This window comes from Mesorhizobium sp. LSJC269B00, assembly GCF_000502815.1.
Lineage (GTDB): Bacteria > Pseudomonadota > Alphaproteobacteria > Rhizobiales > Rhizobiaceae > Mesorhizobium.
This window is the reverse complement of the sequence record NZ_AYVN01000007.1, coordinates 79,086-93,606: the sequence shown is the minus strand read 5'-3', so window position 1 is coordinate 93,606 and position 14,521 is coordinate 79,086. Positions and strand designations below refer to the sequence as shown.

General features: G+C 65.0%; 12 protein-coding genes. 3 read left to right on the top strand and 9 right to left on the bottom strand.

The features are described from left to right. Positions 1–56: 56 nt before the first annotated feature. From X771_RS146410 to X771_RS1000000168220, 5 genes are all read right to left on the bottom strand, one after another. Positions 57–1,391, bottom strand: coding sequence for a SidA/IucD/PvdA family monooxygenase (locus X771_RS146410; RefSeq protein ID WP_023688883.1), 1,335 nt, complete (start codon positions 1,389–1,391; stop codon positions 57–59). After that, a complete protein-coding gene (locus tag X771_RS146415) occupies positions 1,388–3,208 on the bottom strand; it encodes an IucA/IucC family siderophore biosynthesis protein (protein WP_050587456.1) in 1,821 nt (606 codons plus the stop codon). The genes X771_RS146410 and X771_RS146415 overlap by 4 nt, the downstream gene beginning before the upstream one ends. Next, on the bottom strand, positions 3,205–4,269 hold the full coding sequence (locus tag X771_RS146420; protein WP_023688881.1) for a GNAT family N-acetyltransferase: 1,065 nt from the start codon (positions 4,267–4,269) through the stop codon (positions 3,205–3,207). The genes X771_RS146415 and X771_RS146420 overlap by 4 nt, the downstream gene beginning before the upstream one ends. Continuing rightward, positions 4,266–4,994 carry an IucA/IucC family C-terminal-domain containing protein gene (locus X771_RS1000000168225; RefSeq protein ID WP_156936011.1) on the bottom strand — a complete coding sequence of 243 codons (729 nt, stop codon included), beginning with the start codon at positions 4,992–4,994 and terminating at the stop codon, positions 4,266–4,268. The genes X771_RS146420 and X771_RS1000000168225 overlap by 4 nt, the downstream gene beginning before the upstream one ends. 51 nt (positions 4,995–5,045) lie before the next feature. Further along, positions 5,046–6,023 carry an IucA/IucC family protein gene (locus X771_RS1000000168220; RefSeq protein WP_198025838.1) on the bottom strand — a complete coding sequence of 326 codons (978 nt, stop codon included), beginning with the start codon at positions 6,021–6,023 and terminating at the stop codon, positions 5,046–5,048. Positions 6,024–6,144: 121 nt separating this feature from the next. Between X771_RS1000000168220 and X771_RS1000000169885 the strand changes: the two genes are divergently transcribed. Both X771_RS1000000169885 and X771_RS01000000165120 read left to right on the top strand, forming a co-directional pair. Continuing rightward, positions 6,145–6,492 (top strand): MFS transporter, encoded by a 348-nt coding sequence (locus X771_RS1000000169885; protein WP_023688880.1) that lies wholly within the window; start codon positions 6,145–6,147, stop codon positions 6,490–6,492. Positions 6,493–6,497: 5 nt separating this feature from the next. Continuing rightward, positions 6,498–7,379 (top strand): MFS transporter, encoded by an 882-nt coding sequence (locus tag X771_RS01000000165120; protein WP_023688879.1) that lies wholly within the window; start codon positions 6,498–6,500, stop codon positions 7,377–7,379. An 11-nt stretch (positions 7,380–7,390) separates the two neighbouring features. Here X771_RS01000000165120 and X771_RS146425 read toward each other — a convergent pair whose 3' ends face one another. The 4 genes from X771_RS146425 to X771_RS146440 all read right to left on the bottom strand — a co-directional run bounded on the left by X771_RS146425 (position 7,391) and on the right by X771_RS146440 (position 13,732). Further along, on the bottom strand, positions 7,391–8,677 hold the full coding sequence (locus X771_RS146425; RefSeq protein WP_023688878.1) for an MFS transporter: 1,287 nt from the start codon (positions 8,675–8,677) through the stop codon (positions 7,391–7,393). Then, positions 8,674–9,048: a hypothetical protein gene (locus tag X771_RS146430; RefSeq protein ID WP_156936009.1), complete on the bottom strand. Its 375-nt coding sequence runs from the start codon at positions 9,046–9,048 to the stop codon at positions 8,674–8,676. The genes X771_RS146425 and X771_RS146430 overlap by 4 nt, the downstream gene beginning before the upstream one ends. A 15-nt stretch (positions 9,049–9,063) precedes the next feature. Continuing rightward, positions 9,064–11,268: a TonB-dependent receptor gene (locus tag X771_RS146435; RefSeq protein WP_023688876.1), complete on the bottom strand. Its 2,205-nt coding sequence runs from the start codon at positions 11,266–11,268 to the stop codon at positions 9,064–9,066. Between the two features lie 280 nt (positions 11,269–11,548). Beyond that, positions 11,549–13,732 carry a primosomal protein N' gene (locus tag X771_RS146440; RefSeq protein WP_023688875.1) on the bottom strand — a complete coding sequence of 728 codons (2,184 nt, stop codon included), beginning with the start codon at positions 13,730–13,732 and terminating at the stop codon, positions 11,549–11,551. A 90-nt stretch (positions 13,733–13,822) separates the two neighbouring features. Here X771_RS146440 and fsa point away from each other — a divergent pair, with 90 nt between their 5' ends. Beyond that, a complete protein-coding gene (gene fsa, locus X771_RS146445) occupies positions 13,823–14,479 on the top strand; it encodes a fructose-6-phosphate aldolase (RefSeq protein ID WP_023688874.1) in 657 nt (218 codons plus the stop codon). The last annotated feature ends 42 nt before the right edge of the window (positions 14,480–14,521 follow it).

Genomic DNA, 14,521 nt, shown 5'->3' with positions numbered 1-14,521 from the left:
TCGATGTCAACCTTAACGCGCGCCGTACCACGCTCTTCGGCCCGCCTCCACCAACATCACCGCGCGCCCGATTCGGTCATCCTCGCATTGGCGCCGAGATGATGCAGGCTTTGTATCGTGTGCCTTGAACTCCAGGCAACCGGCGGATCGGGCAGATCGAGATCGAACTGTGCCCGCCCGAGCAGCGAATTGACGATCTTGGCGCTGCGCCAAGCCATCAGGCTGAGCTGCGGCTCGGCTATGCCATGGCTGAGCCGGCCGGCATTGAGCGCGTAGATCCGGCGGTCGTCGGGCCCGTCCCATTCGACCTCGAAGCTGGCGTTGAGCCTGTAATGACCGCGCTCGTCCAGCGCGATCCTGTTCATGAGCGGCGCCATGCAATCAGGAATGGCAAAGGCATAGCCGGTGGCCAGAACCACCGCATCGACGGTGCGCGTCTCGATGGCGCCGTCGAAGCCGTTGCGCATGATCAGCCGGTATTCGCTGCCTTCCCGCGTCACGTTCAGCACTTCGCGGTGCGGCGTCATGTTGACCGCCGTCGTTTCCTCCGAGAGGTGCCGCAGCGTGTAAAGCTGGCGATAGATCGCCTTCAGTGTGCTCGTCGATGCGCCGTCACCGGCAAGCAGTTGCTGTTCCAGGATCGTCTCACGCCGCCCTTGCGGCAGCCGATGGAAGCTTTCGACATAGCCCGGCGTGAAGAGTTCGTCGGTGAAAGGCGAGTCGTCCAGTGGCAGGAAATTCGGCCGCATCGAGATCCACTCGATTTCGCGGCCGGCGAAGCGGTCGGAGGAGATCAGATGCAGAAGCACTTCGGCGCCGCTCTGGCCACCGCCGATCACGGCGACACGCTGTCCGCTCAGGCGATCGAGGCGGTTGGCGGCCTGGGCGTTGTGGAAGCATTGATCGGAGGCCGCCGCCCGCGCCCAGGCGGGGATGTTGGGCACCAGCCCGACGGCAATGGCGAGATTGCGCGCGTTCACCTGCTCGCGGCCGATACGCAGCCTGAAATTCGTTCCGTCGAAGTCGATCCGGTCGACGGCGCTGGCGAAGCGCAGCGAAGACAAGTTCTCGCCGACCCATCCGAGATAGCGGGCGAATTCCGGCCGCGGGATGGCTGAGAAATCCGCGTTGAGGAATTCATAGAACCGCTTCTGCGCGACCAGATAGGACATGAACGACCATGGGCTGGTCGGATGCGTCGCGGTGACGAGATCCTTGAGGAAGGATGTCTGCAGTTCGACGCCCGGCAGCATCATGCCCGGGTGCCATTCGAGCCGCGTCGCCCGATCGAAGAAGCGCGCTTCGACGCCTTCCACCGCATCGAGATGGGCGGCGAGGCTGAGATTGAACGGCCCGATGCCGATGCCTGCGAGGTCAAGCGTATGGGTCATGGCGAACTCCTTATGGAGCTGGCTGGGCTGATGGGAGATCGCCGGGCTGACTCGGGGTTAAGCGGATTGTCGAGCGGTGTGCCAAGGTCAGGCAGAGGGCGTTCGCCGCTGTCGCCGTAGCCGATGGCGAAGCGCACCTTGTTGATGGCGATGCGTGGGATCTTCGGAGCAAACAGATCGAAGAGCGCGAACCGTTCCGACAGATCCGGGTTCTGCGCCTGGTAGCGCCGGATGGCGCCGGCCAGGATGGCGTAGAAAGTCCTCTCGTCGAAGCGGTCATAGGCGGCCAGCGCCTCGGACAGGAAACGCAGAACGCTGACGATGTGTCCCGTTTGCAGATGCTGGAGAAGATGTGCCGGGGGCCGGCGCTTCAGCGTCGACAGGATTTTGGGGTCGAGGCCGGCCAGTTCGGGAAACGGCTGGTCGACGAGATCGAGGTCGCCCTGGAAATCCTTGACCGCCACGCCGAGAGGCGCCGCTCCGTCGAGGATGATGGTGACGTTCTGGCCATGGGCGATGAAGCCGACGCCGTAACGGCACATGAAGTGGTAGAGCGGCACGAAGGCCGTGGAGAACAGGCGATCGAGCCATGCCTCCGGACCAAGGCCGGACTGCTCTATCAGGGCGCTGGCGATCGGCCTGCCATGGGCGTCGCGCTGCGGCAAGGCGCCCATCATCATCGGCCGCTGGCCCGCTGTCAGATCCTTTTCGGGGCTTTCGCGCCAGATGGCGCCCAGCATCTCGCAAAACTGATAGGGCGCGCCTTCAACGCCGGTATAGTGCGGATGCGGATAGAAGGCGCCGGCGACTTCCTTCAGCACCTTGACGTCCTTGAGCACCGGGTCCGCGGCCGCCACCGTGGCCAGCCAGCGCGACAGATCGGCGCCGATCGCCATGTATTTGCCCGGCACGCCGCGCCACGCTGAGGTGTTGAGGACGGTCAGCGGCAGCTTGACGTGCAGCGCCTCGGGCCGTGCCACATTGGCAAGCGTGCGCAGCGACTGCAAGGGCAGGAACGGATCGCCGAACTGGCCAAGCGGCACCAGCCGGCCGGCGGCGATCTCGCTACCATATTGCGAGGCGATCATCGCCTGCCACTGCCAGGGGTGGACCGGCAGCAGCCTATGCGTCGATCGCGAGATCCCGGCGGCGCTGAAAGCCGCTTCGAGCCTTGCGCGCTCGTAGTCGCCGAGTGCGGCCTGCAGCAGCGCCTCTCCGTCGAGCCCGCAGTCAAGCGCCAGCAGGCAGCGATCGCTGGCGGCGGCAAGCCAGAAGAGCTGGAATGCGGTGGCCGATTCTGGCGCGTAGCGCTCGAAGTCGTCCCGTCCCCAGCCAAGCCGTCCCTTGTTGGCAGGGGCCTTCGGATGGCCGTCGAGCAATGCCTGCAACTCGGTATCCGGCAGCGCGGCTAGATCGGCGGCCGGTCGATTGCCGCGTGCCTTGGCGATCCGCATGTCGGCCATCAGCGTGTTGTAAAGCTCCTTCGCATAGGTGCAGAATGTTGCCGGCGACATGCCGAGCGTCTCGCGCGCGTCGGCGAAGAAGGCGACCGCATCGTCGACCGGCAGCTCGATGCCGGCGTCGCGAGTCAGCGTCTCCGGACGGACGGCGATCTGGCCCCACAGGCGCCGCGTCGCGGCAAAGCGATAGGTCACGCCGGGGCCGGGCGTCAGCTCCCATCGGCCGGGCGAAAGCTCGCGCGGCGACAGGCACTCCTCGAAGGTCAGTTCGGAAATGGCCTTGGCGACGGCGTCGCGGTTGATCGCGGCCCAGCGTGTCGCCTCCCCCGCTTTGGCAATCGGTTGCTGCACCGTCACAGCGGCACCTCGCGGAAGAAGCGCTCGCGTTCGCAGCAGACCAGCGCCGCGCGCTTGTGCGGGAAGTCGAACTCCTTGACTTTGTCGTAGGCGGCGCCGGCGCAATAGCTCAGCATCTTCTGGTGCGCGGCGCGTGGCTCGCCGACGACGCGCTGCGTGCGCGGCTCGTCGAGGAACAGATAGTGGGTGACGGAGCGGAACAGTGACAGCGTCTTCGGCCGGCCGAGATGGCGCATATTGCCGATCAGCCCATGCCAGCCGCGGTCCCAGTCGTGCGGCTCATAATAGGGCCCGAGCCGGTCCTCCTTGGCCCAGTAGAACTCGAAATAGCCGGTCGGCTCGCCGTCGAAGCTGGCGATGACGCCGAAAATATGCGGATCGCTTTCCTGCCCGGCGAGATATTTGTCGAGATCCTCATGGCTCTGGGCAAGTTCCCAGAAGAAGGCGACGCGGCCATCGTTCATCCAGCGATGGAAGAGGTCGAGATCGGTCCGGCGGTCGATCGGCCGCAGCGACACGGTGAGGCCGATTTCCGGAATCCAGCGTTCGTACATCGGGCCGCAGGGGCGCGGTTGGCGCAATGGCGGCAGCCGGTCTTCCGGGCCGATAGCGGTCGTCAATGCCGGATAGGTGACATGCGAGGCCTGGCTGCGCCACAGCAGCGGCAGCTGGCGCAGGACCGAGCGATGAATGACGGCGCGCTCCGGTTCGCCTGCGGCCGTCTCGGTGGCCAGCGCCGAAACCGGCCACAGCGTCTTGGCCGCCGGCAGGAAGGCGCGGTCGAAGGTAGGATGCAGGCACAGTGCCGCGTCGACGAGGCCCGCCAGGACCTGCGGCTGATCGAGACGGCCTCCCGTGAACGCGACGTCATCGATGAGCAGGCGGCCATCCGCGATGGAGATGCGGGCCTGTCCCACCGCTGTTCCCTCAGCGTTGACCAGGCTGACATGGCCATCGCCGGCACGGATGGCGAGCGGCTCCGCGGCCGAGGCCAGATGCTGCCATCCTTCGTTGCCGGCGACGGTGGCGGGTGACCAGTTTTTCGCAGCCTCGATGTTCATGCGTATTCTCTCACATGCAGGGGGTTGGGAAGCTCGACGTAACCGGCCAGCGGGTCGGTCACCTCGGTGTTCTCATTGATGTCGCGCAGCGCGATCAGGAAATTGCCCTTGGCAGCAAGCGTCGGCGCGTTGAGCAAATAGTCGACGCAGGACCGGTCAGCCATCGGCGTGGCGGCCAGCCGCTCGAGCGAGCGGCGGAATATCGCCAGCAGATCGTCTTCGTTGGTGAGGCCAGCGGCGGCAAGGGCTGCGACGGCGGCGAAAGCGCCATTGACGACCAGATAGTAGCCGAACAGCTTCGCGGCCGCTTCCGCTGGGAAGACATGATCGCCCGCCTGACCGGCCTCGGGCACGAATTCGCGCAGCCTGGGCAGAAATTCCTCGACATAACCGGTGCCCTGGCAGTCGCGAAAATAGAGCGCATTCGGCCAGCCTCCGGAAAGACCGACGACGAGGTTCTGCTGATGGGCGCCGAACAGCAGGCCGAATTCCGAGAAGGCAACGATAAACGGCTCGATGGCGGCATGAAGGAAACGCTCGAACCACAAACGCGCCGTTTCCTCGACAGGTCGCTTCTCGTCGCGGGCGATACGGTGGACCAGGTCGGACAGATGGCTTTCGGTACGGCCGGGATGGCGCTCGCAAAGCGCGCCGAGAACGGCAGCCGGCGGATTGCCCGTGCCGCGAAACGGATTTTCGCGAAACGAGACGATGGTATCCGTCATCAGCCGGCCGTCTTCGCCACGCAGGCCGAACNGACGTGTGCTCTTCCGATCTTAGCCGAGCTTGCCCTTGACCAGCCGGTGCACCGAAAGGCCGCGCCGGCACTCATGCTCCTCGACGATGCGCCTGGAATTGGTCAGGCGCAGGCTGAGCGAGAATTTCAGCATCCACTCGGCTTCAGCTGAATGAACCGTGCGCAGCGAGGTCGTGGCCCGCCACGCTGGTCCGCCGAGCCCAACATCGACGATACGGCCGGCGCAAAACAGGCGCTCGACGCGGTCTTCCAGCATGAGCCGTACGGCCTGCCACGGATGCATCGGAACGAGAACCTTGCCCTGTTGCTTGCCAGCCCGAGCAAGCAGCTGCGGATCGCTGGCGGCAAGCCCGCGGACCATCTCGGTGACATCTAGCGGCTCGACGCTGCCCCCAGTGAGGATGGTCGGGTCGACGGCCCACCAGCGCAGTTTGAACGCATTGCAGTATTCATGCCCGAAGCGCGCGGAATCCGTGTGCGTGAACTCTTCGCGACTCATCGGCGCCGGATGCACGGCATGGCCGAAGCGCAGGGCGCTTTCGGCATCGATGAAATCAGGATCGCCTTCGGAGAAGGGCCGCGAAGATCCACGCGCCGCAGTCGCGTCAGCGATTGCGGCGATGCTGGCCAGGCTGCGGCGCAGGAAGGTCAGTCGGCTTTTCGCTGTCGCCCGGCCGGCAATGTCGGGCTCCGCCAGGATCAGCGCCAAAAGACTGAAAAGGTCGATCTCGGACGCCTCGCCATCGGCCCCCTCGTTACTAATATCGAGGCGCCAGAGCGGCATCGCGAAATCGTGGTAACCAACCTTCGAGCGATGCCGCGCCTCGACGAGCACCGCCGCGCGCGAGGCAGGGAAATTCAGACGCAGCACGGCCGCCTGCGGCCGAAACAGCCCGGTTTGGCTGGCGTCGACGAATTCCCAGCCATCCCATTCCCGCAGCAACGCGTTGAGGAACGGGCTTAATGCAGAGGAAGATTCTGGTTTTACTTGTTCCATGTGCATCCTCATAAATCCACGCAATACTGTAGTATTATATCTTATACGCTGTGGTTATTAGAACATTTCTGTTGATTATTTATTCTAACCAGGAAATAAGCTTCGCATTATGACGACCAGTATGAAAAATCGATCTTCGCTTCTTCGCCGCCTGGCAATCGCGGTCTCGGCAATCGGCTTCGGCCAGTCGGCCTTCGTATCGCTCGTTCCCCTGGTGATGGAGCGGCTGAGGCTCGACACGTTTGCGATCGGCGCGGCAACTGCTGTCGGCGCGGCGGCCTTTCTGGTCGGCTCGCCGCTGTGGGGCCGTATGGGCGAGCGGCTTGGCCATGCCAGGCTGCTGCGCTTGCTCGGCCTCTCCATGCTGGCCGGCCAGGCGGTGTTCGCCATTCTGCTGATAGCCGGCATGGGAGCCGCGCTCGGCATCGCTAAGGAATCCCGGTTCGGCCGCGGCGCGGCGGATNGATAGCCGGCATGGGAGCCGCGCTCGGCATCGCTTTGCTGATGCTTTCGCGAACCGTGTACGGTTTTGCCACGTCCGGCGTCATGCCGACGGCGCAGGTCTGGGCCAGCCGCTCGGTTGCCGATGACAGGCGACAGGCCGCGCTGGGACTGCTTGGCGCCGGCGTCAGCATGGGGCGGCTGGCCGGCGCGCTGGCGGCAACGGCTGCCGTCCTGTCGCCGCTGCTGCCGCCCATCCTGTTCCTGTTCAGCCCGCTGTTGCTGTGGCTCGCGCCGGGCAAAGGGGAAGCCGGCGGACGGGGCGACGGCAAGGCAGCCGACGTCGGCCGTGGAATATCGCCCTTCGATCGCCGCGCTCTGCCTTGCCTGGCGATGGGCTTGTGCCTGACGCTCGGCTTCGGACAGGTGCAGATGATGCTCGGCCCGATGGCCCAGCAGCGTTTTGGCCTTGGTGCGACGCAGGCCACGACGGTGACCGGCCTGGCCCTGATGCTGGTCGCCATCGTCATGGTTTTGGTCCAGGGACTGCTCATGGCGCGCCTGCGGCTGGCGGAGCGCAACAGCGTCGTCGTCGGCTGTTTCATGGTTTGCGTCGGCATGACGGCGCTGGCCGTCGCGGCCAGCCATGTTGCCTCGGCAGCGTCTCTGGTGGTGGCGGCGGCCGGCATTGCCCTGGCGACACCCGGCTACACCGCCTGGCTGATGAAGCGCCTGGAGCCCGGCGAGCAGGGCGCGGCGGCCGGCTGGCTCACCAGCACCCATGTGCTCGGCCAGAGCATCGGCGCATTGGCCGGCGGCTTTGCCTTCACGCTCTGGCCCTTTGCGCCGCTGGCCGACTGCGCGGCGCTGGCGCTGGCCGCTGCCTGTCTCGCTGCCATGGTTCGCAAGCACTAGCCAAACCGCGCTCATTCGGCGACCTCCGGCAGCGGCTGCATCGGAGTACCCGGCTGGGCTTTTGCGGCATCGGCGAAATGGGCATTCAGCATGCGATAGGTCGCCACCACGGCGATGCCCGACAGCACTGTCGCCAGGGTGAACAGCGCGGAGTAGCCGAGCATGTCGGCGAGGCGGCCGGCCAGCATGGAGCCGACGAGATAGACGATAAGCTGGGCGCAGGACAGGATGGTGAAATCGGTGCCGGGTTGGTCCGACGACGTGACGGACATGAACAGGCTGTAGAGCGCCACGATCTCCATGTAGCGCACCAGCGTCTGCAGGAACGAGGCGCCGAAGATCGGCCAGAAGCCGGCGATAGCGCCGAAAGCGTGCAGCGCGAAGATCAGGAAGCAGATGGTTCGCAGCGCGCCGAGCAGGCCGAGCACCGAGGCGGCGCCCCTTTTGTGCAGCAGCCACGCCGCCAGCGCCGAGCCGCCGAGCCCGACGGTGAGCGCGGCACCGCCCGAGAGATAACCGATGATATCGAGCGGCACGCCGGCATCGACGAGATAGGAGCCTTCCATCGACTTCACCAGCCCCTCGCTGGCGCGGTAGATGAGCGCGATCCACAGGATCTGGCGTGCCTCCGGCCGGCGCAGAAAGCGCAGGATCGAGGGGCGGTCGATGGCCGCCTGCGGCGCGCTGGCGACGGGATCGGTCTCGCGCATGGCGAAGGCGGCGACCAGCGGGATGATGGACAGCGCGGCCACCATGGCCACCATGGTTTGCCAGCCGGCATGATGATAAGCCAACAGGCCGAGCGTGCCGCCGAGAACGACGCCGAGCGCGACGGCGCCGCCCTGGATCGCATTGCCGATCGGCCTGTCCTTCGGGTCGAGATATTTGGCCGCGTAGCCGTCGGTGGCGATGTCCTGGGTCGACATCAACAGGCTCACGACAAGGCCGACGGCAAAGATACCGGCGACATCGGTCGGCTCGATCCAAAGCATGGCGGCGATGCCGGCGATGACGCCGATCTGGGTGATGATGACCCAGCCGGCGCGATGGGCGCGGGCCATTGGCCGAAAGCGGTCGACCAGCGGCGCCCATAGGAATTTCAGCACCAGCGGCAGCATCAGCAGCGCGATCAAGCCAATGGCGGTGCGCGACACGCCCTGCTCGCGCAGGATCGGCGGGATCGCCGCGGCAAACAGATAGCTCGGGATGGCCTGCGCCAGATAAAGGCAGGCGAGAACGACGAAAAGCCGCAGGCGCGGAAGCCCGGCGGGCGCCGGCCGGTCTGCGTCGGCGCTCATTTGACATAGTCCTTCGGTGCGTAACCGTTCAGGAAGGCGCCGGCCTCCGCCCGGCTGCGGGTGACGAGCACTGGAAAGCCGAACAGGCTTTGCCAGACGCGCTGCATGTTCTCGTCGGCGGCGGGGCGCACCAGCGCACAGGCGCGGCAGGCTTTTTCGAGCTGCTCGCGTTCCGCCTTGTACCAGAGGTTTTGCGCCTTGCGCCGGGCGTCGCTCAGCGCGATCTCGATGCGGATATCAACCAGGAGCACGAACGGCTCCCGTTCCTGCGAAAGGCGGCCGAGCGCCTCGATATAGCGCGCGCCATCCGCCGGATCGGCTGGCGCTTCTCCCAGCAGCGAGACTAATGCACCGTTTCGTTGGAGAGACACCGCCACCGCCGCCCCTCAGAATGTGATCTGGTAGGACAGAGCGACCGAACGTCCCAGACCCGGAACGTCGGCGCCGCGGGTCGCCGATGCGGAAGGGTTGATGTAGTAGGTGTCGAACACATTGCGCACGGCAAGGTTCAGCACGCTTTCATTGCCGAACGTCTTCGAGACGGCGAGATTGACCAGTGCTGCACCGTCCAGTTCCTGGGTGGCGATGCGGTCGCGTCCGGAAAACAGCTCCAACTCGCTGCGCAGGGTCAGCTCGTTCTCGAAACGGGTGGTGAGATAGACCAGGCCCTTGTAGGTCGAGGGGACACGGTTGTTCGGCAGATACTCGTTCGCTTCGATGTGGCCGTCGTGATCCGCGTCGTATTTGCCTTCGACATAGCCGACCGATCCGCCCAGCGTGAACATGCCGCTGAGGTCTGCCTCGAGATTGGCTTCGACGCCCCAGATACGTTCCTTCTGCTGCGATACCCGGTTGTTGACGATGTCGTAGCTGACGCCGTTGTCCGAGGTCGACAGATAGGTGCTGACGCCGCCGCGATAGTCGCCCCAATCGCCGCGCAGACCGGCTTCCCAGGTGTTCACCAGCTGGGGTTCAGGCGCGATATCGGCATAGCTGATCGCATAATCCGGCGCGTTGGTGCACGGCAGCAGCGGCCGGATGGCGGTGCCATAGGCGTCGCAGGTTTCGGCGTTGGAGTTCAACCCGGCCCGGCGGGTGAAGCCGCCAATGTCGGTCAGGCTGTAGCCTTGCGAGAAATTGCCGAAAAGCTGCATCCTTTCGGTCAGATCGTAGACGGCGCCGGCGTTGAAGGTGACGGCGTCGTAGTCGAACGAGCCGCCGGTCACCCGGATCGCCGGCAGGCCGATAATGTTGCGGCCGAGCAGAACGGCAGCGGCAGGCCGGGTGAAGTCTTCAACATTGAGATAAAACTGGTCGTAGCGCGCGCCGCCGCTGATGCGAAAGCGATCCGTCACCGGAATTTCGCCTTGCGCAAACAAGGCAACCGAGTTCTGGGTCGTGGGCGAGATGGCGTCCTGACCGTTGGTCAGCTGCTGATCGGTGGCATCGAAGACGTAGTCGGCGCCCCAGGTCAGCGTGCTGCCCTGAGTGATAAAGTTCATCGGCGTGTTGACGGTCAGGTTGACGCCGCTGCGCCGCGATTGCAGCGCCGTCTGGTTGAAGTCGGCGGTCGGGTCGGTACCCGGCGGCAGGATCACCGGCCGCGTCGGGTTCGTCGGTAAATACACCTGGCTGTTGACGGCCGAGAATTTGGTAAAGGGCGACTGCTTGAAGATGTCGTTGTAGAACGCCTTGACCTCGAGGTTTCCGAGCGCGAAGTCGCTGTCGGTGTATTTGGCGGTCAGATATTTCGAATCTTCCTTCAGCGGCTTGCCTTCATAGGGATCGCCGAAATCCGGGGAGACGGGATTGGTCGTGTAATCGGTGAACCAGTGCGGCTTCTGGTTGGCATAGGTCCAGTCGACGCTGGCCTCGAAGCGCCTGGAATCGAACTGGTAGCCGGCCACGCCGAACAGATTGCCCGTGCCGGTGCGGTCGCCGCCGCCTTGGCCAAGCATGGCGTCCGAAGCCACCTCGTTGCCGTGGCCGTCATAGGTGCGACGCGACAGATCGCCGGACGCCGAGAAGAAATAGTCGAAATCGCCTTTCTTGCCCTCGACCGAGACGCTGGTGCTGGGCCCGGCCGATTTGCCGGGGTTTTCGGTGAAGGCGGTGACGCCGGTGCGCACCGTCACCTTCGGCTTGTCGCTGTCGCCGCGCTTGGTGATGAAGTTGATCGTGCCGCCGGTGGCGCCGGCGCCATAAAGGCTGGACGCGCCATTGATGACTTCGATGCGCTCGACCGAATTCAGGTCGATCATCGACAGGATGCGTGAGACGTCCCGCAGCGGTGTGTTGCGCGGCACACCGTCGACCATGATGAGAAGACTGCGCCCGCGGAAGGTTTCCGAAGCGCCGGAAATGGTCTGGTTGCGTGGCGCGTAGCCGGGGACGATGCGGCTGATCAGGGTCGCGGCGTCGATATTTTCCTGCGCGGCTTCCTCGACCTGTTCCTGTTCCACGACCTGGACAGACTGAGCGACGCTGGAAATCGACCTTTCATTGCGGCCGGTGACCAGTATCTGATCGAGCACGGTGGCTCCCTGCTGGTCCGTCGGAGCGGCTTCCTGGGCAAATGCCGCGCCTGCCATAATCGACGAACCCAAAGCCGATGACCAAAGAAGCGTACTGAAAAATCTGCGCATGCTGTCCCCATCTATGCCCTGGTCCCCAGCGCCAGAGCGGAAAGGCCCAGTTATAATTCATGATAAAACGAGTCAACATTTATTTTGTGGCTTTTCAAATCAGGATTAGTCAGCGAACGGATGGGAGCCGGGTACATGAACGGCGCGCATTTTAGCCGGCGCTAAGATGTTGAGCTTTCTTGACAAAACGGCATAGGGCAGCCGGCGGCGTCGTCAGCCTTTGTGCTTACAAGAAGCTCTGCGGATCGATGTCGACCTGCACGCGAACCGAGCCGCGCTGCTTCGGCCCTTCGGCCAGCATGGTGCGGATGAAGCCTTGGATGTCGGCGCGCTTTTCACCCTGGATCAGCAAGCGGAAACGATGGCGCCCACCAAGCAGCGACAGCGGCGCCTCGGCCGGGCCGAGCACGAACAGGTCGCTGGCCTGGGGTGCTGCACGGCGCAGGCCGCGCGCGTGGCCTTCGGCCTCGGCCCGCGTCACCGCACTGACGATGACGCCGGCAAGCCTGCCGAAGGGCGGCAGGGCTGCCCGTTCGCGCTCAGTGATCTCGCGTTCGTAAAAGGCCTCGGCATCGCCCGAGACGATCGCCCGCATCACCGGATGGTCCGGCTGGAAAGTCTGCAGCAGGCCGAGGCTCTTCTTGCCGGTGCGGCCGGCGCGTCCAGTCACCTGGCTGAGCAATTGGAAGGTCCGTTCGGCGGCGCGCGGATCGCCATTGGCGAGGCCGAGATCGGCATCGACGACGCCGACCAGCGTCATGTTGGGAAAGTTATGGCCCTTGGCGACCAGCTGCGTGCCGATGACGATGTCGGCCTCGCCATTGGCAATGGCCTCGAGCTCCAGACGCAGCCGGCGCACTCCACCCATCAAATCGGACGACAGGACGATCGTGCGCGCGTCGGGGAAATGCGCCACGACTTCTTCAGCTATCCGCTCGACGCCAGGCCCGCAGGCGACCAGATGGTCGAGCGTGCCGCATTCCGGACAAGCCTCCGGCCGCTTCTCATTGTGCCCGCAATGATGGCAGACGAGTTGGCCGCGAAAGCGGTGCTCGACCAGCCAGGCCGAACAAACCGGGCAGCCGAAGCGGTGGCCGCAGACGCGGCACAGCGTCAGCGGCGCATAGCCGCGCCGGTTGAGGAACAGCAGCGACTGCTCCTTCTTCTCCAGCGTACGTTGCATCTGGTCGATCAGCAGCGGCGACAGAAAGCCGCCGCGGGCCGGCGGCGCGCGCCGCATGTCGATCGTCTTGAGATCGGGAAGCGCGGCTTCGGCAAAGCGCGCCGACAGCACCGCCCTGCTGTAGCGGCCCTGCTGCGCATTGACCCGGCTTTCGACCGATGGCGTCGCCGACGCCAGCACCACCGGGAAGCCGCTGATATGGCCGCGCACCACCGCCATGTCGCGCGCATTGTAGAAGACGCGATCCTCCTGCTTGTAGGCGGGGTCGTGCTCCTCGTCGACGACGATCAGCCCGAGCTCGCGGAACGGCAGGAACAGCGCCGAGCGTGCGCCGGCGACGACGCGCACGCCGCCTTCCGCCACCTGTCGCCAGACCTTTTCGCGCATTCGGGGCGGCAGGTCGGAATGCCATTCCGCCGGCTTGGCGCCGAAACGCTGCTGGAAGCGTTCGAGGAAGGCATGCGTCAGCGCGATCTCCGGCAGCAGGATCAGCACCTGCCTGCCCTGGTCCAGGGCTGCCGCCACCGCTTCGAAATAAACTTCCGTCTTGCCCGAGCCGGTGACGCCGTCGAGCAGCGTGACGTTGAAAGCAGCGGCCGCGACATTGGCGCGCAGCATGGCGGCCGCGTCTGCCTGGTCCGGCATCAGCTCCGGCATGGCGTAGGAGGGATCGGGCGCGGCGACCACCGGTCGAGGCGGGATCATCACCGTCTCGAACACGCCTTGCGCCTTGAGCCCCTCGACCACCGTCGACGACACGCCCGCCGCGTGCGCCAGGCCGGATCGCGTCCAGGCAAGCCCCCCTTCCGCCGTCTCCAGCACGCGCGTCCTGGCATCCGTCATCCGGTCGGGCATGACGAGGGTCCGCTGCAGGCCCTCGATCCATGGTTCGGGATCGAACGCCTCCGGCGCGCGCAACAGCATGCGCGCCACCATGCCGGGCGGCGACAGCGTGTACTGCGCCAGCCAGTCGACAAAGCGGCGCATGCCGCGGTCGATCGGCGGGCAGTCGAAGACCTGTTCGATCGGGCGCAGCTTTTTGGCGTCGATATTCTCGACCGCACCATCCCAGACGATGCCGGCAACCTGGCGCGGACCGAGCGGCACGCGCACGATCGAGCCCGGCACCACGCGCACGCCGGCAGGCACAGCGTAGGTGTAGGGCCGTTCGGCCGGCATCGGCACCAGCACCGGCGCGGCTGCGACAAAGGGCGAATCTTCGATCATCGGGCGTGACCTTGCCCCGACTTTGGTCTAGATCAAAGGGCAACCCCGAATGTGCATGGCATGCACATGGAAATCTTTCAGGAGACCCCCATGAAATTTTTTGTCGACACCGCTGACATCAAGGACATCAAGGAACTGAACGACCTGGGGCTGCTCGACGGCGTGACCACCAATCCCTCGCTGATCCTGAAATCCGGCGGCAAGATCGCCGAGGTCACCAAGCAGATCTGCGACATCGTCAAGGGCCCGGTTTCGGCCGAGGTTGTTGCGGTCGAATACAAGGACATGATGGCCGAGGCCAACATCCTGGCCAAGATCGCCGACAATGTCTGCATCAAGGTGCCGCTGACGCTCGACGGCCTGCGCGCCTGCAAGACGATCCGCACCGAGATGAACCGCATGGTCAATGTAACGCTGTGCTTCTCGGCCAACCAGGCGCTGCTGGCGGCCAAGGCCGGCGCCTCGTTCATCTCGCCCTTCGTCGGCCGCGTCGACGATACCGGCGCGGACGGCATGGAACTGATCCAGGAGATCCGGCAGATCTACGACAATTACGATTTCGACACCGAGATCCTCGTCGCTTCGGTTCGCACCGTGAACCACGTCAAGCAGGCAGCCCTGATCGGCGCCGATGTCGTTACCGCGCCGGCCGCGACGCTGAAGGCGCTGGTCAAGCACCCGTTGACCGACAAGGGCCTGGATCAGTTCGCTGCCGACTGGGCCAAGACCGGCCAGAAGATCGGCTGAGATCGGTTCGATACAAACGAAGAAAGGCCGGGAAACCGGCCT

What these genes read in the sequence shown, in the direction of transcription:
- X771_RS146410 (WP_023688883.1), bottom strand. Translation starts at nt 1,391, where the DNA reads ATGACCCATACGCTTGACCTCGCAGGCATCGGCATCGGGCCGTTCAAT.
- X771_RS146420 (WP_023688881.1), bottom strand. Translation starts at nt 4,269, where the DNA reads ATGAACATCGAGGCTGCGAAAAACTGGTCACCCGCCACCGTCGCCGGC.
- X771_RS1000000168225 (WP_156936011.1), bottom strand. Translation starts at nt 4,994, where the DNA reads ATGACGGATACCATCGTCTCGTTTCGCGAAAATCCGTTTCGCGGCACG.
- X771_RS1000000168220 (WP_198025838.1), bottom strand. Translation starts at nt 6,023, where the DNA reads ATGGAACAAGTAAAACCAGAATCTTCCTCTGCATTAAGCCCGTTCCTC.
- X771_RS01000000165120 (WP_023688879.1), top strand. Translation starts at nt 6,498, where the DNA reads ATGGGAGCCGCGCTCGGCATCGCTTTGCTGATGCTTTCGCGAACCGTG.
- X771_RS146425 (WP_023688878.1), bottom strand. Translation starts at nt 8,677, where the DNA reads ATGAGCGCCGACGCAGACCGGCCGGCGCCCGCCGGGCTTCCGCGCCTG.
- X771_RS146435 (WP_023688876.1), bottom strand. Translation starts at nt 11,268, where the DNA reads ATGGCAGGCGCGGCATTTGCCCAGGAAGCCGCTCCGACGGACCAGCAG.
- X771_RS146440 (WP_023688875.1), bottom strand. Translation starts at nt 13,732, where the DNA reads ATGATCGAAGATTCGCCCTTTGTCGCAGCCGCGCCGGTGCTGGTGCCG.
- fsa (WP_023688874.1), top strand. Translation starts at nt 13,823, where the DNA reads ATGAAATTTTTTGTCGACACCGCTGACATCAAGGACATCAAGGAACTG.